The 21012-nt window shown below is 29.6% G+C and carries 25 protein-coding genes and 1 riboswitch; of the genes, 12 read left to right on the forward strand and 13 right to left on the reverse strand.

The features are described 5' to 3' along the window. Nucleotides 1-453: 453 nt before the first annotated feature. Genes LQ668_RS07085 through LQ668_RS07100 form a run of 4 tightly spaced genes read right to left on the reverse strand, consistent with a single transcriptional unit; the run spans nt 454 to nt 2402 of the window. The gene (locus LQ668_RS07085; RefSeq protein WP_078357596.1) at nt 454-801 is read right to left on the reverse strand and encodes a fluoride efflux transporter FluC; all 348 of its coding nucleotides are present in this window, start codon (nt 799-801) and stop codon (nt 454-456) included. Further along, a complete protein-coding gene (gene crcB / locus LQ668_RS07090; RefSeq protein ID WP_078357595.1) occupies nt 798-1163 on the reverse strand; it encodes a fluoride efflux transporter CrcB in 366 nt (121 codons plus the stop codon). Before crcB ends, LQ668_RS07085 begins: the two co-directional genes overlap by 4 nt. A 41-nt stretch (nt 1164-1204) precedes the next feature. Next, entirely contained in the window at nt 1205-1507 is a 303-nt protein-coding gene (locus tag LQ668_RS07095; RefSeq protein WP_078357594.1) for a hypothetical protein, read from the reverse strand. Between the two features lie 46 nt (nt 1508-1553). Then, a complete protein-coding gene (locus tag LQ668_RS07100) occupies nt 1554-2402 on the reverse strand; it encodes an MBL fold metallo-hydrolase (RefSeq protein ID WP_078357593.1) in 849 nt (282 codons plus the stop codon). Nucleotides 2403-2599: 197 nt separating this feature from the next. Between LQ668_RS07100 and LQ668_RS07105 the strand changes: the two genes are divergently transcribed. From LQ668_RS07105 to LQ668_RS07115, 3 genes are all read left to right on the forward strand, one after another. Next, the gene (locus LQ668_RS07105) at nt 2600-3310 is read left to right on the forward strand and encodes a transaldolase (RefSeq protein WP_107510163.1); all 711 of its coding nucleotides are present in this window, start codon (nt 2600-2602) and stop codon (nt 3308-3310) included. Nucleotides 3311-3487: 177 nt separating this feature from the next. Beyond that, entirely contained in the window at nt 3488-4351 is an 864-nt protein-coding gene (locus LQ668_RS07110; protein WP_107510162.1) for a cation diffusion facilitator family transporter, read from the forward strand. A 94-nt stretch (nt 4352-4445) separates the two neighbouring features. After that, nucleotides 4446-4610, forward strand: coding sequence for a hypothetical protein (locus LQ668_RS07115; protein ID WP_170167665.1), 165 nt, complete (start codon nt 4446-4448; stop codon nt 4608-4610). Nucleotides 4611-4701: 91 nt separating this feature from the next. On the opposite strand, the gene LQ668_RS07120 is transcribed toward LQ668_RS07115, so the two are convergent. Beyond that, nucleotides 4702-6051 (reverse strand): PepSY-associated TM helix domain-containing protein, encoded by a 1350-nt coding sequence (locus LQ668_RS07120; RefSeq protein WP_107510161.1) that lies wholly within the window; start codon nt 6049-6051, stop codon nt 4702-4704. Between the two features lie 209 nt (nt 6052-6260). Here LQ668_RS07120 and LQ668_RS07125 point away from each other — a divergent pair, with 209 nt between their 5' ends. Then, on the forward strand, nt 6261-6650 hold the full coding sequence (locus LQ668_RS07125) for a hypothetical protein (protein ID WP_198644275.1): 390 nt from the start codon (nt 6261-6263) through the stop codon (nt 6648-6650). Between the two features lie 66 nt (nt 6651-6716). Then, nucleotides 6717-7349 carry an HAD-IA family hydrolase gene (locus LQ668_RS07130; RefSeq protein WP_078357589.1) on the forward strand — a complete coding sequence of 211 codons (633 nt, stop codon included), beginning with the start codon at nt 6717-6719 and terminating at the stop codon, nt 7347-7349. Here the strand turns inward: LQ668_RS07130 and LQ668_RS12440 are convergent. Next, nucleotides 7340-7918 carry a helix-turn-helix domain-containing protein gene (locus LQ668_RS12440; RefSeq protein WP_239775954.1) on the reverse strand — a complete coding sequence of 193 codons (579 nt, stop codon included), beginning with the start codon at nt 7916-7918 and terminating at the stop codon, nt 7340-7342. The genes LQ668_RS07130 and LQ668_RS12440 overlap by 10 nt on opposite strands. A gap of 199 nt (nt 7919-8117) precedes the next feature. On the opposite strand from LQ668_RS12440, the gene LQ668_RS07140 reads away from it, so the two are divergent. Then, nucleotides 8118-8573, forward strand: a complete 456-nt coding sequence (locus LQ668_RS07140) for a hypothetical protein (RefSeq protein WP_078357587.1) — start codon at nt 8118-8120, stop codon at nt 8571-8573. Nucleotides 8574-8594: 21 nt separating this feature from the next. After that, entirely contained in the window at nt 8595-9428 is an 834-nt protein-coding gene (locus tag LQ668_RS07145; protein WP_078357586.1) for a DUF5996 family protein, read from the forward strand. Nucleotides 9429-9481: 53 nt separating this feature from the next. Here LQ668_RS07145 and LQ668_RS07150 read toward each other — a convergent pair whose 3' ends face one another. Further along, the gene (locus tag LQ668_RS07150) at nt 9482-9934 is read right to left on the reverse strand and encodes a competence protein ComK (RefSeq protein ID WP_239749626.1); all 453 of its coding nucleotides are present in this window, start codon (nt 9932-9934) and stop codon (nt 9482-9484) included. A 76-nt stretch (nt 9935-10010) separates the two neighbouring features. Then, entirely contained in the window at nt 10011-10487 is a 477-nt protein-coding gene (locus LQ668_RS07155; protein ID WP_203153738.1) for a sigma-70 family RNA polymerase sigma factor, read from the reverse strand. 290 nt (nt 10488-10777) lie between these two features. Between LQ668_RS07155 and LQ668_RS07160 the strand changes: the two genes are divergently transcribed. Beyond that, nucleotides 10778-10999, forward strand: a complete 222-nt coding sequence (locus LQ668_RS07160) for a hypothetical protein (RefSeq protein ID WP_017000846.1) — start codon at nt 10778-10780, stop codon at nt 10997-10999. Between the two features lie 188 nt (nt 11000-11187). After that, a complete protein-coding gene (gene sagB / locus LQ668_RS07165) occupies nt 11188-12126 on the forward strand; it encodes a peptidoglycan release complex glucosaminidase SagB (protein ID WP_078357584.1) in 939 nt (312 codons plus the stop codon). Nucleotides 12127-12731: 605 nt separating this feature from the next. On the opposite strand, the gene LQ668_RS07170 is transcribed toward sagB, so the two are convergent. From LQ668_RS07170 to LQ668_RS07190, 5 genes are all read right to left on the reverse strand, one after another. Next, nucleotides 12732-13556, reverse strand: a complete 825-nt coding sequence (locus tag LQ668_RS07170; RefSeq protein WP_107509651.1) for a DUF6612 family protein — start codon at nt 13554-13556, stop codon at nt 12732-12734. A 172-nt stretch (nt 13557-13728) separates the two neighbouring features. Further along, nucleotides 13729-14418: an ABC transporter permease gene (locus LQ668_RS07175; RefSeq protein WP_078357582.1), complete on the reverse strand. Its 690-nt coding sequence runs from the start codon at nt 14416-14418 to the stop codon at nt 13729-13731. A 2-nt stretch (nt 14419-14420) separates the two neighbouring features. Further along, nucleotides 14421-15371, reverse strand: a complete 951-nt coding sequence (locus tag LQ668_RS07180) for an osmoprotectant ABC transporter substrate-binding protein (protein WP_107509650.1) — start codon at nt 15369-15371, stop codon at nt 14421-14423. A gap of 15 nt (nt 15372-15386) precedes the next feature. After that, nucleotides 15387-16022 (reverse strand): ABC transporter permease, encoded by a 636-nt coding sequence (locus LQ668_RS07185; protein WP_107509649.1) that lies wholly within the window; start codon nt 16020-16022, stop codon nt 15387-15389. A 13-nt stretch (nt 16023-16035) separates the two neighbouring features. Continuing rightward, nucleotides 16036-17184 (reverse strand): betaine/proline/choline family ABC transporter ATP-binding protein, encoded by a 1149-nt coding sequence (locus LQ668_RS07190; RefSeq protein ID WP_078357579.1) that lies wholly within the window; start codon nt 17182-17184, stop codon nt 16036-16038. Nucleotides 17185-17443: 259 nt separating this feature from the next. On the opposite strand from LQ668_RS07190, the gene LQ668_RS07195 reads away from it, so the two are divergent. The 3 genes from LQ668_RS07195 to LQ668_RS07205 all read left to right on the forward strand — a co-directional run bounded on the left by LQ668_RS07195 (nt 17444) and on the right by LQ668_RS07205 (nt 21007). Further along, complete coding sequence (locus LQ668_RS07195) at nt 17444-18958, forward strand: FAD/NAD(P)-binding protein (protein WP_107509648.1); 1515 nt, start codon at nt 17444-17446, stop codon at nt 18956-18958. An 86-nt stretch (nt 18959-19044) separates the two neighbouring features. Next, a riboswitch (FMN riboswitch) is annotated at nt 19045-19177 on the forward strand. A gap of 146 nt (nt 19178-19323) precedes the next feature. After that, entirely contained in the window at nt 19324-20370 is a 1047-nt protein-coding gene (ribD, locus tag LQ668_RS07200; protein WP_078357577.1) for a bifunctional diaminohydroxyphosphoribosylaminopyrimidine deaminase/5-amino-6-(5-phosphoribosylamino)uracil reductase RibD, read from the forward strand. Nucleotides 20371-20374: 4 nt separating this feature from the next. Next, complete coding sequence (locus tag LQ668_RS07205; protein ID WP_107509647.1) at nt 20375-21007, forward strand: riboflavin synthase; 633 nt, start codon at nt 20375-20377, stop codon at nt 21005-21007. Nucleotides 21008-21012 lie beyond the last annotated feature (5 nt).

Here is a 21012-nt window from a genome sequence, read left to right on the forward strand (position 1 = left end):
GCTCTCTTCTCATAAAAAGACCACCTACTTTCTTAATTTTAACAATACTTCTCTTTAAAGAAGTTGTCCAATTAAGTGTAGACGGTCCAACACTTCTACTGACTTGTGTTAACATAGGTATCCTTATTTACACGTCTTTCCACTTATGTGAATATGGATACCCTTGCTTACACTTTTCTCAACTTATGTAAATATAGACACTTAAGATTAATTGCCTTTGACATAAATGTCCTAGCATTTTAATGATAATCATTTAGCTAACTCTTAGAAAAACCTGTTTTCTATATAAAATAAATATTTGCAACGATTTTGTAAGTGCGGACGCCTGAGGGAATAGTATGAGTGAGAGACTACAGGCTCGAGCCATACCCCTAGGCAAGCATGCACGTACAAAATCGTAAGATTGTATAAAAAGGTAGGCAAGCATGCACGAACAAAATCGTAAGATTGTATTTAAATATGATAGCCTAAATAACAAGAACCAATCGAAAGTATAATTGTTAATAATAAATAGATTATAAGCTTTTTATATGATTTTAATAAATATTGTTCATAAATTTCTAAAATATGTGTTGAAAAAGTAGTGAATCCTCCACAAAATCCTAACGCAATTATTGCATAACTTAATGAGCTTGAATTTAAATACTGTGCAACAAAACCTATCATTAAACTACCAAGAATGTTAACGACTAAAGTTGCTATAGGAAATGAATAGGCAAAATATTTAGTAAGCGTAACATTAACAAACTGTCTACATACTGCGCCAATACCTGAACTTATCATAATGTATATAAGTGTCATGAATGTTTTGATCCTTTCTTATAACCTAGTGCTATAAAGATAAATCCAAGTAACATGCTAGTGATTAAATATAGACTGGCCAATAGAAAATGACCATTTTCTAATAAAACGACAGTATCTAAACTGAGTGAAGAATATGTAGTGAAAGCGCCAATAAATCCAGTTGTTATCATTTTTTTGATATTTGGATGTGCTTTAAAATAATTTATAAAGTAAGTTGAACAAATACCCATTAGAAAAGCACCGATTACATTTATAAGTAGAGTTGAGAAGGGGAATGTAGTATTTGAAATGACCAATGATGCTAAATACCTTAAACCTCCACCGAAAGCACCGCCTATAAATATAGCTAAATAATTCATATAAACCTCCTCATTAAAAAAAGAGAAACATAATGTTTCTCTTAAATTATTCCAAAGAATTTAATTATAACGACAATGTGATAAATAATGACGATGAATAGAACAATTGGTAATAGTTTATTTAATTTAGAAATTGTTTTGTGTTCATCAGTTTGATGCTTTATTGACTTATCAGTAGTAATAACTGCAATAAGTATCAAAATACCGTTTAAAATACTACTTATTAACACAAGTGAAACTAAAGATCCAAACATTGTTTCAATAAGTGGATTCTGCGCACTTAAAAATAAGCTTATAATTATGAGTACAACTGATATATAAAAATAGCGTTTAGCTTTATCCATGATGCCCTCCAAAAATTCCATATAATCGTCAATATTAACATACAAGTTATTTTATTGCATCTAATAATTGCATTACTTCTTGAAAATCATCCATCTTTTTACAGTGACTAGGGATAATGAAAAACGGTGGCTCCATCTCTTTTTTTAAATCTATTAACTTAGAGTGAGTTTCAATGAAAAGTTCACCGTTATAAGCATTACGCAATAATCTTTTAGTTGGTAAAACATTTTTTTCAATATTTGAGCGACACCAAGCAGCATCACTACACATAAAAATAATTAAATTTGAAAACTCCAGCATTAATCCGAACTGTCCTGGCATTGCACCTGGTAGATTGTAACTAACAATTGCATCTTGATTAAAGACTTTATAACCTTTGCCTAAAATAGGATGTTCAGTCTGTACAAAGTCTTCTATAAATTCAATGCGTTCTTTAAAATCATCAGGCATTACGTGAAAACTTAATTGAAGATTATTATTAGATACTTGTTGAGTAATGAAGTCATGGTAAGCTTCGTTTGAAGTAATGATAGTAGCATTTTTAAAAGCATTTAAATAGCCAATATGGTGGCTAGCAAAGTTAGTAATTATGCAATAATCTATTTCATCAGGGTGCACATGATCCTTTAATAATTGACTAGGCAAGGTTTCGAATATTTTGTAGTCTTGTCTATGAAAAAGCTTTAAAGTTTTTAAGTCTGTACTTGGTTTAACATGTTCAGAAAAGCCAGTATTTATTAATATTTTAAAATCATTTATCTCTAAATAATATGAGAAGATATAGTACCGTTCAACTAGACTTTTATTACTACTATTGATGACTGCTTCGTCACCTAAAAAGGATCCAGTTGTATATAGCTTGAAGTGTTTAATAGTTTCTAAGTTCTCAGCCATCAAAATACACCACCTAAGTAATTGGTTTTATATTACTTACAATTATTTTTAAATTTATATTTATGCTAATTATGACATAAAACGACTTAAAAAACATTTATAATAACTCAAAAAATGTTATTTAAATCAAATAACTTAGTAAGCGATTGCAAAATGTGGTACGATAAATTCACATAAGTTAGAAAGGAATGAATTTCATGAGTAATCTTAAAGTAGAGGTATTTGCAGATGGTGCAGACATCGAGGAAATGAAGCAAGCGTATAAGAATAAAGAAGTAGACGGTTTTACAACTAATCCTAGTTTAATGAAAAAAGCTGGTGTTACAGATTATAAAACATTTGCTGAAGAAGTAGTTAAAGCAATTCCAGATGCTTCAATATCATTTGAAGTATTTGCAGATGATATAGAAACAATGGCTAAAGAAGCTGAAATATTAAAACAATATGGTGAAAATGTATTCGTTAAAATCCCAGTTGTAAATACTCAAGGTGAATCAATGATTCCACTCATTAAACAGCTTTCTGAAAATAACGTAAAAGTAAACGTAACAGCTGTTTATACAATAGAGCAAGTAAAAGAAATAGTAGATGTAATTAAACCAGGTGTTGAAACGTACGTATCAGTATTTGCTGGTAGAATTGCAGACACAGGTGTAGATCCATTACCGTTAATGAAAGAATCAGAAAAAGTTTGTCACAGTAAAGAAGGCGTTAAATTGCTATGGGCTAGTTGTAGAGAATTATTCAATGTAGTCCAAGCTGATGAAATCGGTGTAGATATCATCACTTGTCCAAAAGACGTAGTAGCAAAAGTACCAAACATTGGTAGAGATGTTAATGAATTATCAGTGGATACTGTAAAAGGATTCGCTAAAGATATTAAAGCAAGTGGATTAAGCATTCTTTAATCAAGAGATTTAAAAGCAAGTCACTTTTAGTGGCTTGTTTTTTTATTTTTGATTTTTTAAAATAGGTATACCTAAAACATAAATAAGCAAAATAATTTATATTATTTTACTATAACTAATTCATTACTTTGTATTAAATTTTGTTATATAATCAAACTTCAGTGAAAAAATGGAGTGTTGAATATGGCTAACAATTTGAGAATTGCACAAAGAGGGGCATATATAAGTTTAGTAACTTATATAATTTTATCAATTTTAAAATACTTTGTAGGTACAACTTATAATTCATCAGCATTAAGAGCGGATAGTTTAAATAATTTAACAGATATTTTTGTTTCAGTTGCAGTTATTATAGGTTTGAAAATTTCAATCAAGCCTGCAGATAAAAACCATCCTTATGGACATATGAAAACTGAAAACATTACAACGTTAATCGTATCATTCATCATCATGTTCGTAGGTATTGAAGTTATATCTACTAATATCCCTAAAATAATACAGGGTGATTATAGTGAGCCAAGTACATTAACAATTTGGGTAAGTATGTTGAGTGGTGTTATTATGTTTTGCGTATATTTGTTTAACTCAAAATTATCTAAAAAAACAAAAAGTACTTCATTAAATTCTGCTGCTAAAGATAATTTATCAGATGCAATAGTCAGTATTGGAACAGGAATAGGGCTAATATTTACTCAATTTGGATTTCCAATAGTCGATGTAATTTTAGCAGTTATACTAGGAGCCATTATTGTTTATACAGGTTTTACAATATTCAAAGAATCTATTTTTACGTTAAGCGACGGCTTTCATGAACAAGATTTAAATAATTATATAGAAGAAATTGAAGATATCCCAGGTGTAATTGGTATTCCATCCATAAAAGGAAGATATCATGGGAATAGTGTATTTTTAGATGTAACAATCGTTGTAGATAAAAATTTAACACTCGATGAAGCCCATGATATATGTGATTTAGTCGAAAATCAATTGCGTGAAGCAGGTGTTTATTCTTCATATGTACATGCTGAACCAAATTTTTAAAATAATATATTTGTAATTTAATTTCATTTTAATATAAATAAGTATGATAATATAAAAGTATTGGTATTGAAAATATCTAAAGGGGATGTTATTCATGCAAATACTAGGTAAAGGCTTTGAAAATGATCATCATTATTTTCATGTGATAACAGATCAAAATCATTTAATTAAAGTACGTGTTCCAGATGATATGGACGATAATGATTTGAAAAATTTGTTAGAAGCGGTATGTAGTGATTATGATGAAAGTAATAACTAAAACTAATCTTCATTTAATGATGATTTTTAAATCCATAAAATGAATGCCTACAAAGTTTGAGCTTTGTAGGCATTTTTCTATATTTAATTTCTTATTTTTGAGAAATTTTCTTTTGCTTTTTCCAGATAAAGTATTCAACAATACCGACGACTATTAGTGACGCTCCAAATAAAGGCATTATGATTCCTAAAACTATTAAAAACGCTATTAGACCATATGGTATGCTGCCTTTCAATTGTGGTGGTGCACTGAATGAGCTGGCATTTTTTCGTTTCATCCATGTCAGGAATCCAAATATAATTCCTGCAATAAATGTTAGACATACTATTAAATTAATAATTTTATTAGCAGTACCAAATAAATGTCCTTCATGTAATGGTATACCAAAGCTAAACCATTTGCCGACGATTCCATAATCTTCGTAGTCTACTTGACCTAAGCGTTTTCCAGAGTATTGATCGAAGTATGCTGTTGTTTCTTCTTTAGGTGCAACGTCTAAACCAGTCACTCCAGTATTACTGCTTTTAGAAACTGTAAACACACCTTTATCTTCTGCTGGATACACGATTGAAAATGGTTTTTTTACTTTAGCATTTTCAGCTTGTGATATAATACTTTCAAGACTTTGCTGTCCTTCTGCTCCTATTACACTGCTAGTTGCTCCATGATGATCTGCATGTGGATCTTTTTTTGATGATGGTTTTTCTTTATTTCTTGTTGCCCAAGGTAGTTCATTATCTTCAGATTCAGGTGGCGTAGCTTTTAACGCTGAATAACCTAATTTAGGATGTTCTTCAGCAAACTGATTTATCTGTTTCCCCATAAATGCTGACCAAGGTAATCCTGTTAAGACGATGATAAAAATAGGAATAGCTATAATCAATCCTATTATGGCATGTATTCGTCTATTAAATAGAAATGAAGTTTTCTTTTTTGTTTTTTTCAATACGTTAGATTTAAAAGTTAAATACACGCCGGATATAATCATGAATATTGTCCAACATGCTGCTAACTCTACTAAGTAATTTACAAAACTTCCTCCAACCATAAGTGAACTATGTGTTTCTCTTAACACATTAGAATATGTAAATTTTGCATTTTGATTAGCAACTCTTTGGTTATGTTCATCTAAGAATATGTATCTTGATTCACCATCTTCATTTCCAATAGTTACTCTATTATTATATGGCTCGTCCATAATACTTATTTTTTGTATTTCATAGCCTTTGTATACATCTCTTATCTCTTGTATAGCATCATCTAATGATTGATGTCCTTTAGTATGACTATCTGAAAAGAACTCATCTTGGTAAATATTATTTTCTACATTTGTATAAAATAAATAACCAATACCTGTAAGAGAGAGTGTTAATAATAATGGTGTAATAAAGAAAGCAGCGTAAAAATGTAATCTTCTTATAGGACTAAAAATTTTATGCATAATTTAAACCTCAATTTCAAATTAATAATGTAACAATTTAAAGGTATAATTTTTTATATTGAATTACAATAAGATATATAAGTTAATTATGAACCTTTGGTGAAAATAGGATAAATATGTAATAAATGACTTGAAAATGTAATATTAAAATACTCAAAAAATTCAGTATAAAATGTTAAAATTGATGAAACAGGATGAGGTGAGTGAGTATGTTAAGTAATTTAAAATTATACAACGATAAAAAAGATCGTAAACAAATAATTAAACAATTCTATAATGGTTTGAATCAAGAAAATTTCCATGAAGCTGTAACAAGTTTAGAAGAGAGAAAACATAAAGTTTTCCCACATGGTGCAGTATATTTTAAAAATGATTTACCCACAGAAAAACAAAACGAACTAAACTTAAGCAAATCAGATGGTTTGTTTATAATTGATAATGATGGAACTCAAGAGGCTGCAATAATTCCATTACAAGTCATAGTGCAATTTCTTGCTTCAAATAGAGAGCAAATAGCGAAAGATAAAGCGCTTAGTCTAATCCAATTAGAAAATATTATCGATCGTTTAGAATTGACACTTAAATCAGAAGAATTATAATTATTATAAAAGGCTGGACAATTTAATCGTCTCAGCCTCTTTATTTTTTAGAACGGAGTGAAGAATATGTACGAAGCAATTATATTTGATTTTGACGGCACAATTATAGATACAGAAATAAACTTATTTAACACTTTAAATAAACATATTATTAATAAAAATAACGAACCAATAAGTTTAGAAGAATACAAAAGTTCTATAGGTTCTGTTTCTAAAGAATTAGATAATAAAATCCTAAATGCACTAGGTTCTGAGTTAGCTTTAGAAGAAATGTTTAAAGATCATTATGAAGGAACAAAATCACTATCTATGAAACCAGTTGTTAAAGACTTGATTGAATATGGACATAAAAACCATTTGAAAATGGGGATAGCAACAAGTAGTTATAAAGAACATATTATGCCAAACGTTTTAAGGTTAGAATTAGATGAATATATTGATGTTGTAAAAGGGCGTGAAGATGTTGCATTTGTAAAACCAAATCCAGAATTATATATTCAAGCAGCACATGATCTTCAAGTTAAACCAAATAAATGCTTAGCAATTGAAGATACAACAAATGGGGCACAAGCGGCTATTGATGCTGGTATGGATGTGATTGTCATTACACATGAAATAACAGAAGATTTGAATTTTGATGATTTAAAGATATTAAATAAAGATATAGAAGCAAAAGAAATTATAGACCTCTATTTATAGAAAGCATACTGTTGTCTAAATGTATGAGGTGTCATATTTCGATGCTTTTTAAATAATTTTGTAAAATGAGCTTGATCACAGAAACCATAATCAATTGCGATATGTGCAATTGATTTTTGTGGATTATTAAGTAATTCAACTGAAGCCTCAAATAGTCTAACAATCATAGAGTCTTTGTGATAGCAACAATGAATATTTTTAGGTTTTAATTTTTGTTCTGTTAAATCCATAACTTCATTTATACTTTTTGACAAAATATTTAATATCGTAATAATACTAAATGAAATTTGAGTGTTTAAACTTGAGGCATTAAAAGGTGATTGTTGAGCTAAAAGGTGTAGATGTTTTTTTGTTGTAGCGTCATTTTTTAAATGAGATAGTTTAGAATAATCTATTGATAATAAACGAGGGTAAATATTATTTGCCAACGTTAAAATCAGAAAATAATTTAATGTGAGAATAATTACAGAACCAGATAAAGCATTGATATAACTATATTCATCAAAAGGTACGATACAACAAAAACCTTTTTTAAAATGAGATATTTTGTTTAATGAGTGATAGAACACTTGAATTTCTCCATCTGCTACGTAAATTATTGATAAATGCTCATAATTATAAATATATATATATCCTCATTATGAATTTGATTCACTTCAAATGTAAACATTATATAATTCCCTTCATAGTCTGATTTCTAAAAATTTAACAACGCTTACTTTATTTAATGTTATAATTATAATATTAATGACTTTTTAGAGGTGTACAATGAATAATGAACAATACAAATCCATTGTTTATAAAAAATTATGGTTTATAAATAAAAAAGAAAAAAATATAGCTAAAGAAAAGTTAAATGTTAATGGAGAAGAACGTTTACTTGAAAAGTATGGTAAACCTAGTAAGTTTGTAAATCATTTTGTAGAAGATGAAATAATAGAAAAAGCATCACCACCAAGTAGCTTTTATAAAGTATTCACTTTAGGTGGATTGCTATTTGGCAACGTACTTATGGCAGGTATTCTCATTACTGCTGCATTGTTAGTGTTAGGGACATTTACTTTATACTTTACTAAACCAATAAGTACTGCACTGACTTTGCAATTACTATATCTTGTAATTGGTATCATTTTATTTTTCATTGGATACAAAGGAATTAAATGGGTTAATGCTTATTTTACAAGGCGTTTACTTATAGCTAGAAGGTTTAAAGATTTAATGTAGATTAACTAGGGGGTGTCGTAGATGAGCTTGTTATATTTTGATGAATGGCGTGATACACGTGCTACGATTAGGTATATAGCACAAATAATGGGGAAATGTTGTTTAGCTGTAAAAGAACCTGAACCGTTATATAAACACGTGATGTTAACCGTTAATCAAGTAGGGTTATCTACAAGCGTATTAAAAAAAGATGGGCATGAGTTTGAAATCAATTTAGACTTATTAGATCAGCTATTAATCATTATAATAGATGGAAAAGAAGAATCTATTATTTTAGAATCTGGACAAACTATTAAAGAATATTACGATTTTGTATTTGATACACTGTCTGACAACGGAATAAATATTAAAATTAATACGAAACCATATAATATTCCTTATGAAAAAACATTGGATCAGGATGATAAAGAACGCGTATTTAATCCTAAAACAGCATATCATGCATTAAGACTTATGCAACAAGCTCAGTATGACCATTACCAATTTTTACATTCAAGAAATATTAAAGATGTTAAAACAGGGTTGTTTTGGGATAAATTTGATATCACGTCTATATTTTATATAGAAGGTAATCAAGATTATACAGTTTCTTTATGCTATTATTTTGGAGATAAATATAGAGAATCTCCTTATTATATTATAAAGATTAATCCATTTAAGCAAGATAAAATTAACTTAAAACAAGTAGAGCCTTCTTATGCAGAATATAATGGTAAAGATGGTAGCTTCTTAATATATGAAGAAGATTTACAAAGCATCATAAGAAGAGATGAAGTGTTACTTACTTTCTTTAACAGTGCATATCAAGCATTGTTATCAGGTGTAAGCAGTAAACTAACACATAACGAACAATAAAAAGCAGCCAGACAATGAAACATTCATTATCTGGCTGTTTTTTGTATATAAATTTATTGCTTGAATATGTGATGTTTTTGATATTGTATGAGCCTTAATGATTCTCCCATTTTCTTAGTTATGGTATGAAAATCATGTTTTATAATTTTTGAGGTGTCATTATTAAATAAGAGTCTTGTATAACATTTGTACGCTTCAATATTAGTAATATGCTTACTATTTATCATCATATAATTAATATGATTTTTAGCACTCGTTGGAAAAAGAACAAAATCTTGAGATGCATAAATAATAACAGGGATGAGTTTTGAAATTTTGAGTATATGTTTTGCATATTGTTCTCTTGATTTCATATTCGCACCCTCAATTTTTAATGCATCGTTTAAAAGTAAATGAATAGAAAGATTCGTATTTAAAATTGAATGATCTATATATTCGATTTGGTATTTATATTTAGGATTTTTTGAGTGTTGAATGACTGTCATATTTGGGTTGATATTCATCATTGTTAAGTCACCTCTATTAGTGATAATACTAATAATGGAAAGTTATTGATTGTATTGTGATGACATATCATTGTACCTAAAATAAAAAATGACATTTCAACTTATTTCTAGCGTTCTTTCTATAATACTTGATTGTCGATTCACTTTTATTGAAATGAATTGCAATCTCTTGAGTTGAAAATCCTTGTAACGTTAGTTTAAACCACAATAGTTCCTCTGGTGATAAAATTTCAAGCATGCTATACATTTCACAATTATAATGTTCAACAAAACTTTGATCTAACATCATATCATGAGAAGTAGGTATGAAGCGGTTCATTTCTTTGCTGTTTTTTCTTATACAATCAATTAAATAGAACTTTAATTTAGTATAGATATATTTATCCATCGTATTTGTTTTTGATTTATCAAACGTTTTTAATAAATCCCATAGCTTTATAAGCAAGAGTTGGAAATAATCATCATAGCAATATTTTATATTGTAACGGTGTAGTAAATGATGAATCATTTTTTCGTATTTTAAGTAATAAGAGTTAAAGTTATAATCTTCCATGTTGTCCTTTGCAGTGGGCATGCACACAGATTTATTTCCGGATAAAAGTATTGTAAATTAAAATAAAATAGCTTTAAAATTTGTAATTAGTGAAATAATTAAAGTAAATTAGCATTAGTTGAAAAAGATATAATTAATATCATAAAAAATGCACATTAAAGTGAAGAATTCATTAAAAAAATAGGTGAGAAATAAAGATTTAAAAGATTTACAATTACCTTATAAACGTGTATATTTGGATATATATGGACATATGTTTTATTGGGGGCAAAGATTAGGAGGCTCATCATATGGATTACGAACATCTAAATTTAGAACATTTTTTTGCACGAAATAATGAATTGAATAATATAAGAGATAATGCTGATTTTGTTATGATTAATAACGTGAATAGATTTATGAATTATAGAAACGGCGAAGAAGAGGGAACAATTAATCTTAGTCATTACAACTATAAAAATAGATCAGCAGCAATGTCATTTATATTTATGGATTACACACCTTATAAATAAGCAAACATACTTTCATAGAATGTTTGCTTTTTTTTTTTAAAATATAATAGTAATTAAAATGTAACATATTTATTTTTGAATATTATAGTCTAATCCTATAGAATATAGAGAGTGAACTTTTTTAAATTGTAAAAATTAGGTAATAGATTATGATTAAGTATAGGTATACAAATTTTTGAGGTGAAACGATGAAAAATGCCAGGCTAGAAACAATTAAAAATGTAGTTGTATTATTATTAGTCTTATCAATTATTGTTGGCCTGTTTTATTATTTGATTTCAGATCATTTGAAGTTTTATGAAGTAGATAAACAAGAAGATAATGTAGAAGTACCATTAACTTTAAGTAAAGCAGTAAATAAACAATATAAAAATGATACTAAAATGCAAGTAGCAACAGAGTCAGGCAATTGGAAAAATGCTTCGAGAAGTGAAATTCATGAAGTAATGAATGTTGAAGAAATACTAAATGATGAAAAGCAAGTTTACCAATTCTTGAATTTATCTGAATATCAAGGTATTGAAGAAAAAAGAATCCATCATATGCTAAGAGAACAAGAAGTACTTGAAAAGTATACAACTGAATTTCTAAAAGCAGCTAAAAAAGAGCATGTGAACGAAGTGTATTTAATATCTCATGCTATTTTAGAAACTGGGAATCATCACAGTGAATTAGCGAATGGTGTATTACTTACAGATAAAGGTAAAGTCACGAAGTCTAAAGAAAAATCTGATGGCAAAAAATATTATAATTTTTATGGTGTAGGTGCATTAGATAATGATCCAATAGGTACTGGTGCAAGGTATGCTAAAAAACGAGATTGGGATACTCCGCAAAAAGCTATTTCAGGTGGAGCTAAGTTCATTCATGACCATTATTTATCCAATCCAGACCAGAATACATTATATAGCATGAGATGGAATCCTAAAAAACCAGGTGTACATCAATATGCAACAGATATAAAATGGGCACAAAGTAATGCGCGTATCATATCAGATTTTTATGAAGAACTTAAGACAGAAGGAAAGTATTATATTGTATATAAATACAAAGATACAGACAAATCCTTGTCAGTAAAATCATTAGACGAAAAGCTAGATAAACAAGAAGAACAAAAAAATAAATAAAGCGTGCTTAGGGGATAAATCCTAACTCAAAATAAATAAGTATATCACTTAACTGATCGTTTCAGTTTTACAGTGATATGCTTATTTTTTATATTACGATTTTGTACGTGCATGCTTGCCTAGGGGTATGGTTCAAGCCTGTAGTCTCTCACCCATACTATTCCCTCAGGTGTCAGCACTTTACAAAATCGTTGGAAATATCTATTTTTTAAATCTTGCGATTTTGTATGTGCATGCTTGCCAAGGGGTATGGCTCGAGCCTGTAGTCTCTCACGCATACTATTCCCTCAGGCGTCAGCACTACAAAATCGTTGGTAATATCTATTTAAATACGCATTCTTTCGGCGGTTAAGCTTATAAGAGGTTCGTTAAAAGCAGATCTAGGCAAAATTGCTGATAAGGGGTGCGTTAAAAGCAGTTCTAGGTAAAATTGCTGATAATGTGTTCATTAAAAGCAGTTCCATGTAAAATTGCTGATAAGGGGTGCGTTAAAAGCAGTTCTAGGCAAAATTGCTGATAAGGGGTACGTTAAAAGCAGTTCTAGAGAAGTAAAAAAGACCAACAAAGTCTGAACTTTGTTGGTCTTTTTACTATATCAAATTAACTTATGAAGCTTGGTTTGAACTACTTGATGATGACGAGCTTGAAGAACCGCCTTGTAAATCTTCTATTTTCTTAGCGTCTTTAGCTTCATCTGGAATTTTAATTTCTTTAACTTCATTTATTTTGTCATAAGTGACGTTTGTTTCCATATTTGCTGTTTCGTCATCTTTAGTTAATTTTGCATCTAATTTATATGAATCAATTTCGTTATCTTTATTTACTTTCAATACTGCTTTACCAGATACTTTATCAACTTCAGATTCGAATTGTTTAAGTTGGTCTTTGTTACCTGAAGCATTTGCTAGCTTAGTAAAATCTTCTTTGTTTTTGATGTCATATGTAAGTTCATAGCCATCGTCAACTTTTTTAGCTTTAGAATCTTTGAAGGAATTTAATGTTTTAGCGTATTTTTCATAATTAAGTTGTTCTAATGAGCTATCAATATTCATGTCTTCTACTTGAGAAGATAGGTCTACCCATTGGTCATCAACTTTTGCGATCATTTTTTTACCTTGAACGTAAATTGTCATTTTTTGACCAGCTTGATCCATTGCTAATTTAGCTGTTTCTTTTTCATCAACATCCATGCCGACTTTAACAGTTTGACTTTCTTGGTCTTTAGCAGATACTTTAATTTCATTATCTGTGTGATAACTTTTTACGTCTTTAGCATTGCTTTGTAAGTCTTTAACTACTTGACTTGAACTTTTTTTCTCTTCTTTTTTCTCTGATTTAGTATCAGAATCTGAACTATCAGATTCATTACCACAAGCCGCTAATATTAATGATGAAGATAAAAATAAACTACCTAATACTCTGAATTTCATACTAATTCCTCCTTTATATTTTAAACAATATTAACATTAACCAAATATTAATAGCAAAGATTTATATAATTACTTTTGGTATTAATAAAATTTATTTAAGTTTTTTCTTAGGTGAAAGTATGAAAATAACAATTGTAGCAGTAATTACTTTAAATAAAAATTTCATTTTTTATCACTCCGAAAGTGTTTGAGGTTGTGGTCCTTTTTGCTTTCTCTTAGTTGGATCTAGTCTTTTCTCGATATAACCTAATAATAAATCACTTAGTACAGCTAATAAAGCAGTTGGTATTGCACCTGCAAGAATCAGTGAAGTACCATCAGTAGCATTAGTTCCTCTGATTATGATATCACCAAGTGTTGATGATCCAATAAACGAACCAATTGCTGTAACACCAATTGCGATAACGAATGCAATTCTAATTCCGCCAATCATTACTGATAATGAGAGTGGAAGTTCAACCATTGTCAAAATTTGTTTAGAAGTCATTCCCATTCCTTTACCTGCATCTTTAATACCTGAATCTACATTTTTAATACCTGTATAAGTATTTTTAATAATTGGAAGCAGGGCATATAAGAAGACTGTCATAACAACAGTGTTAGCACCAAGTCCCATAACAAGCATTAAAATTGCTAGAAGTGCAAGTGCTGGCATAGTTTGAATGATGTTAGCTATGGAAATAATGAAACCTGACAATTTGGAATATCTTGCAATAAAAATTCCAATTGGTATACCTACTATAACCGCAAATAGCACACCATAAACAGAAATGAGTAAATGATCTAGAAATAGTTGAAATATATATCCGCCATTTGTTGCATAATAATCTACTAATTGTGACCATACATTTCCTTCAGCCATTATTACTCACCATCCTTTTTATCATCAAAATAATTGTTCTTTTCTAGAAACTCTTCTGCAACGACAGCAGGTTCTTTAAGATTGTTGTCTGCTTCGTAGTTTAATTTTTGCATTTGTTCTGTAGATATTTTTCCTTTTAATTTGTTCATTGCACGGTCAACATATGGTTTTTCTTTTAATAAAGATTTTGAAACCAAAGGACTTGCATCATAAGGTGGGAAAAATTCTAAATCATCTTCAAGTACAACTAAATCATAACTAGCTATACGTCCATCTGTTGTATAACCTAATACGACATCCATTTTACCTGTATTTAGAGCATCATACACTAAACCAATTTGCATAGGTCTTGTTTTTTTGAAGTCGAAACCGTATTTTTCTTTAAATGCTGGATAACCATCACCTGGTCGTTTCATCCAAGATGAGTCAACACCAGCTTCTAATTTGTTTGCAACTTTTTTCATATCTGAAACTTTTTTTAGATTATATTTCTTTGCTGTTTCTTTTGTAACCATCATGGCATAAGTATTTTCAAAACCATATGAACCATACCATTTTTGGTTGTAATCTTTATCAAATGCATCTCGTACTACTTTCAAAGCTTTTTTTGGATCTGTAATAGGGTCTTTACCTAAAGCGCCAGTTAAGTCAGTACCAGTATATCTTGCACTCGAAATATTAACATCACCATTATTCTGTGCGTTAAATGTAACTGTAGATGAACCTAAGTTATTAATGAGCTGAATATTTTTTTCGTCTACGTTATCTTTTTTTGCTTCATGTTCAATCATAAGTTTATCCATATGTCCCATTATTTGAGATTCACTTGTATTTTGCATACCAATTTTTACTGAGTTTTTATCACCTGAAGCTCCAAGAAAGGGTAGGGAACATCCAGATAAAATGATAGATAAAGCCATGATTGGCAATAACAATTTAAAATATCTATGCATGTTTCAATTTCCTCCTTATCTTGAAACTTTTAATCCTTTTGGTGTTACCCAATTTTCTATTTTGGATAATACAAAGTCCATAATAAGTGCGATTAATGTAACACTTATCGCACCACCAATTATTAAATCTGGTTGGTACAAGTTTAAACCATTAAATATAAAGTCACCTAAACCACCGGCACCAATGAAACTAGCTAATGTTGCCCAGCTTATTGCATAAACGCTAGATAATCGAACGCCACTCATTATGACTGATATTGCTAATGGTAATTCGACCATAAACATTTCTTGGAATCTAGTCATACCCATACTTGAACCTGCAGCTTTTACATTTTTATCTACGTTTTTAATACCTATAAACGTATTATTTAAAATAGGTAATAAAATATAAATGAAAAGCGCAAGAATTGCAGGAAGTTTACCAACACCTAAGAAAGGTATCATTAAAGCTAATACTGCTAATGAAGGGACTGTTTGAAGAACACTGGCTATAGACAATACAACTTTGGCAATTGTTTTTGTTCTTGTTAACAATATGCCTAGAGGTATAGCTACTATCATAGCTAATAATAGAGCAGATAATGAAATATAGAAGTGTTCTAGTGTTTTTTGGATAAGTTCATTCCCATTAACTTGTAAAAATTCAATCACTATTATTCACTCCTTATTTTATATCACTTTTTTGTGCTTCTTCTTCAGATAATCCCCAAATTGAATCGTAAACGATATCAACTAAACTCGCTCTTGTTATAACACCTTTTATGTAATATTGATGATCTACGACAGGGATTAATCTAACATTTCGTTTTAATATAGTACGTACTGAATCTTGAAGCATTGTACCAGTTTTTACGGTATAAATATCTCGATGCATAATATCAATAATATCTGCACCTTTACGATGTCCTTCGTTTATATCTTCTATATCTATATAACCAACAAGCTTTCCTTTATCATTAGTAACAAATAAAGTATCGACACGTCTATCTCTCATTAAAATTACAGCTTCGTCGATTGTTTTTTCAGAAGTTATAGTAATTGGGCTCTTCATAGCGTCATCTACAACTCTTAAGTTAGGTCTGTCTTGTATTAATCTGTTTTGTCCGATAAATTCACGAACAAAGTCGTTAGCTGGATTTTTTAATATATTGTTCGGTGTATCAAATTGGATGATTTCACCTTGAGACATAATACAAATTCTATCAGCTAATTTAATTGCTTCATCCATATCATGTGTTACAAATATAATCGTTTTTCCTAGTTTTTGTTGTAATGTTTTAACTAGGTCTTGAAGTGTATCTCTTGTAATTGGGTCTAATGCTCCGAAAGGTTCATCCATTAAGATGATATCTTGATCAGCTGCTAAGGCTCTTACAACGCCAATACGTTGTTGTTGTCCACCAGATAATTGAGATGGGTATAAATCTAAATAAGACTCAGGTAAGTCGACAAGTTCAATAAGTTCTTTAGCTTTTTTCTCTTTATCTTCCTTCGTCCATTTAAGTAATTTTGGAACTAAAACAATATTTTCACGTATTGTCATATGTGGCATTAATCCGATTTGTTGGATTACGTAACCAATATTCCTTCTCAAATTCACTGGATTCATCTTGCTTAAATCTTTTCCATTTAACATGATAGTTCCACTTGTAGGTTCTATCATACGATTGATCATTCTTAATGCAGTAGTTTTCCCGCTACCACTAGTACCGATAAATGCTATAAATTCACCAGTTTCAATTTCCATATTGATACTGTCTACTGCTTTTTTACCGCCACGATAAACTTTAGTTAAGTCTTCTATAGATAACATAACACTTCTCCTTTATCAAAATTCAAAATATTAACATTCATAATTATAACATATATGTTGCATATTTATAAAAGGTACTGATAGTATGAATTCTATGTTTATCTGAATTAGAAAAAAGGAATATTTAAATGAAAGCGACAAATTGAGAATCATATTATGATAAATTTATATAAAGAGAAAATATGGGGATAAAGTATAGATTTTAAAAGTATGCTAAATTTTTGCATATCATGCAAAATTAAAAACGGAGGCGTTTAATTTGAAAGTTGCAATTATAGGTATGGGTACAGCAGGCGTCAGTACACTTAATCAATTATCTAAGCATAAAAAATTCAAAAATATTACGGTAGATATTTTTGATAATGCTGAAGATATGGGAATGGGGAAACCATTTCAAAATGATAGTGATAGATTATTGATTAATTTACCAGCTAATCAAATGTCACTAGATCCACAAAACGAGAAAGATTTTAAAAAATGGTATAAGAAAAATGACGAATTTGATTATGGTAAAGCAAAATATTTACCAAGATTAGTATTTGGTCATTATATGAAATCCATTTTAAATAAATTGCTACAAAAACATGATAATATTTTTGTTCATAAGCATAAAGTTGATAGTTGTTATGTTGAAGAGATTAAAGATGAACGTGGACAATATAAAATAGATGTTTGCTATATAGAAGATGATGAAGCAGTCTGTCAAAAATATGATTATGTATTTTTAACAATTGGTATGCTACCTTATAAAGATCCTTATCAATTATCGGGATTATCAGGTTATATTGAATCACCTTATCCTACTACTCGAGCTTTACGTAATGTGAAACAAAATGATGATATAGCAATTATAGGTACTGGGCTAAGTTCTGTAGATGTTATTAGATATGTCATGGAAAATCATGAGCGTTTGCCTTTAGTTGTAACATCAAGAAATGCGCAATTTCCTAGTGTGAGAGGGATAAGACATGAAATTGATTTGAAATATATAAATGATAAAGCAATTGAAAAATTCAAAAAATCACATAAAGGTGTAGTGCCTTTAAAAAATGTAGAAAAATTATTTAAAAAAGAATGTGAATATCAAAATATTAACCTTCAGAAAATGTTATATCGATTCAAAAAAGATAATGTATATAACATGAAATATGACTTAAGACATGAGGATGAAGTTGGACATTTTCAATCTTTTATTGAAGAAGTTAAACATCATATGATTCCACTTTGGAACGCTATGACTATCGATGATAAGAAAGCATTTTTAGATAAATATGGTCATCACTTTAAACGCAATGCTAATCCTATGCCACAATCGTCTGCAAAGCAGTTAATTGACTGGATTGAGAACGGTGATATTATCGTTAAAGAAGGATTAGAAAATGTACGAAAATATTACGGTAAATTTAGAATAAAATATAAAAATGTAGAAAATGAAGACAGTTATCATTATGTAATTAATGCTACAGGACCTAAAAAACACTTATCTGAGTTGACTGAAGATGAACATTTTATAAAAGGGCTAGAAAACAAACAAATCATAGCAGCTCATCCATTCGGAGGTATTCTTGTACTTCCATATACAAATGAAGTTATTAGTCCTAAGTTTGGAACAATGCCTAATTTAAAAGTGATTGGTCAATTAACAACTGGTGTGAATTTTGATGTAAATGGTGTTTCATTATTAGTTGATCAATCCGTTCGAGCTGTAAAAGACTTGTATATTGAACTAGAAGAAAGAAAAAAAGCTAAAAAGGTTCAATCCAAAAAGAAGTAAATCTATAAGAATATTAATTTGTAATTCTTAGTATTATAGTATAAAATGGCTACATCAGTGATTACTGATGCATATAATTTAATAATATATTCTTTCGGGGCAGGGTGAAATTCCCAACCGGCGGTATAAAGCCCGCGACCCATAAATGAGTTTTTGTTTATGGCTGATTCAGTGTGATTCTGAAGCCGACAGTTAGAGTCTGGATGGGAGAAAGAATAGACGACAGCGTATTCTATACGCTTATTTCGTTATATTAAAATGTTAATGTCTTTAATAATAAAGGCTTATTTCTTGATACATTTTTTACTCCCAACCACCGAAAATTCAATTTTCTGGTGGTTTTTTTAATTTTAGGAGGAACTTAAATGAATCAATATTTAGAATTTGCTATTGATTTAGCAGACCGTTTACAAGGTCAGACTGGGACAAACCCTTCAGTTGGTGCTGTAATCGTTAAGAATAATAGAATTATCGGATTCGGTGCACATTTAAAAAAAGGTGAGTCTCATGCCGAAATTCAAGCTTTAAAGATGGCAGGTACTCAAGCAGAAGATGCTACTATTTACGTTTCGTTAGAACCATGTTCTCATTATGGGCTAACACCGCCATGCTCTAAAGCTATTATAGATAGTGGCATTAAATCAGTTGTATATGCGGTGAAAGACCAATCTTTAAAAAATAGTGGACATGAAATGTTACAAGAAGCTGGAATTGAAGTATCGCATGAGCCTTCTGAAAGAGCTCAAGCATTATATAATAGTTTTTTTCAACAACAAAACACTAAACTACCATTTGTAACGTTAAAAATTTCTACAAGTATGGATGGAAAAGTTGCAACTGATGCCAAAGAAAGTAAATGGATTACATCTAAAGAAGTGAAACAAGATGTGTTGAACTTAAGAAGTCAGCATGATGCCATTATTACGGGTGGTATGACAGTGCGTGAAGATGATCCATTGTTAACAACTAGAAGCGAAGAATTAAAAGACCCTAAACGAATTATTTTAACTCAACAATCTGATTTTAATGAAGAACTAAAGATTTTTAAGGATGAAAACAATCCTGTAATTGTTATGTCAGATTCTAACCATTTCAAAGTAAATGAAAATCAAAACATCGAAATAGTAAATAAAGAAGGATCAAATTTAAAAAATGTTCTATATCAACTTTATGAAGCAGGTTATGCTCAAATCATGGTAGAAGCAGGTCCGACATTAGTAAGTAAATTTATAGAACAAGATTTAGTAGACCAATTAATTATTTATCAGGCCCCGAAAATGATTGGTGGTCAAGGAAAATATCAATATTATCAAACCAATGATGTTTATCCTTTATCCAATAGTAAGTTATTTAAAATTATATCAACAGAAATCATTGGTGGAGATCTTAAAATAATTTTAAGAAAGAAGTGACAAGATGTTCACAGGAATTATTGAAACAGTTGGTGTAATTAAGAATACAAGCACTCAAAGTGGAGTTAAGACTTTAACAATTGAGGCTCCTGAAATAACTGATGATTTATCTCTTGGTGATTCGGTAGCGATAAATGGTGTTTGTTTAACTGTTACTGAAAAGCAGACATCTATTTTTAAAGTAGAAGTTATTACAGGTACAATCAATGTCACATATTTAGAACACTTAAAAACAAATGACAAAGTAAATCTTGAAAGAGCGATGTTAGCTAATGGAAGGTTTGGTGGTCATTTCGTAAGTGGTCATGTAGATGGAAAAGGTATTATAAAGCATATTTTTAAAAGAAAAGATGAATGGATAATTGAAATATCAACTGATGCGCAATTATTAAGTCAAATGATTGATAAAGGTTCAATTACGGTAGACGGTATAAGTTTAACAATTTTTAAATTGTATCAGCATAAGTTTGAAATTCATTTAATACCTGAGACTAGAGAGCGTACTATTTTTGTTAACAAGAAACAAGGTGATGAGGTACATATAGAAACGGACTTATTATTTAAATATGTTCAAAAAATTACTCATCAAAATAACTCGAATTTATCGCAAGAGAAGTTACTAAATCTAGGATTTTAGGAGGC

This window comes from Mammaliicoccus sp. K-M42 (assembly GCF_022386375.1).
GTDB classification, from domain to species: domain Bacteria; phylum Bacillota; class Bacilli; order Staphylococcales; family Staphylococcaceae; genus Mammaliicoccus; species Mammaliicoccus fleurettii.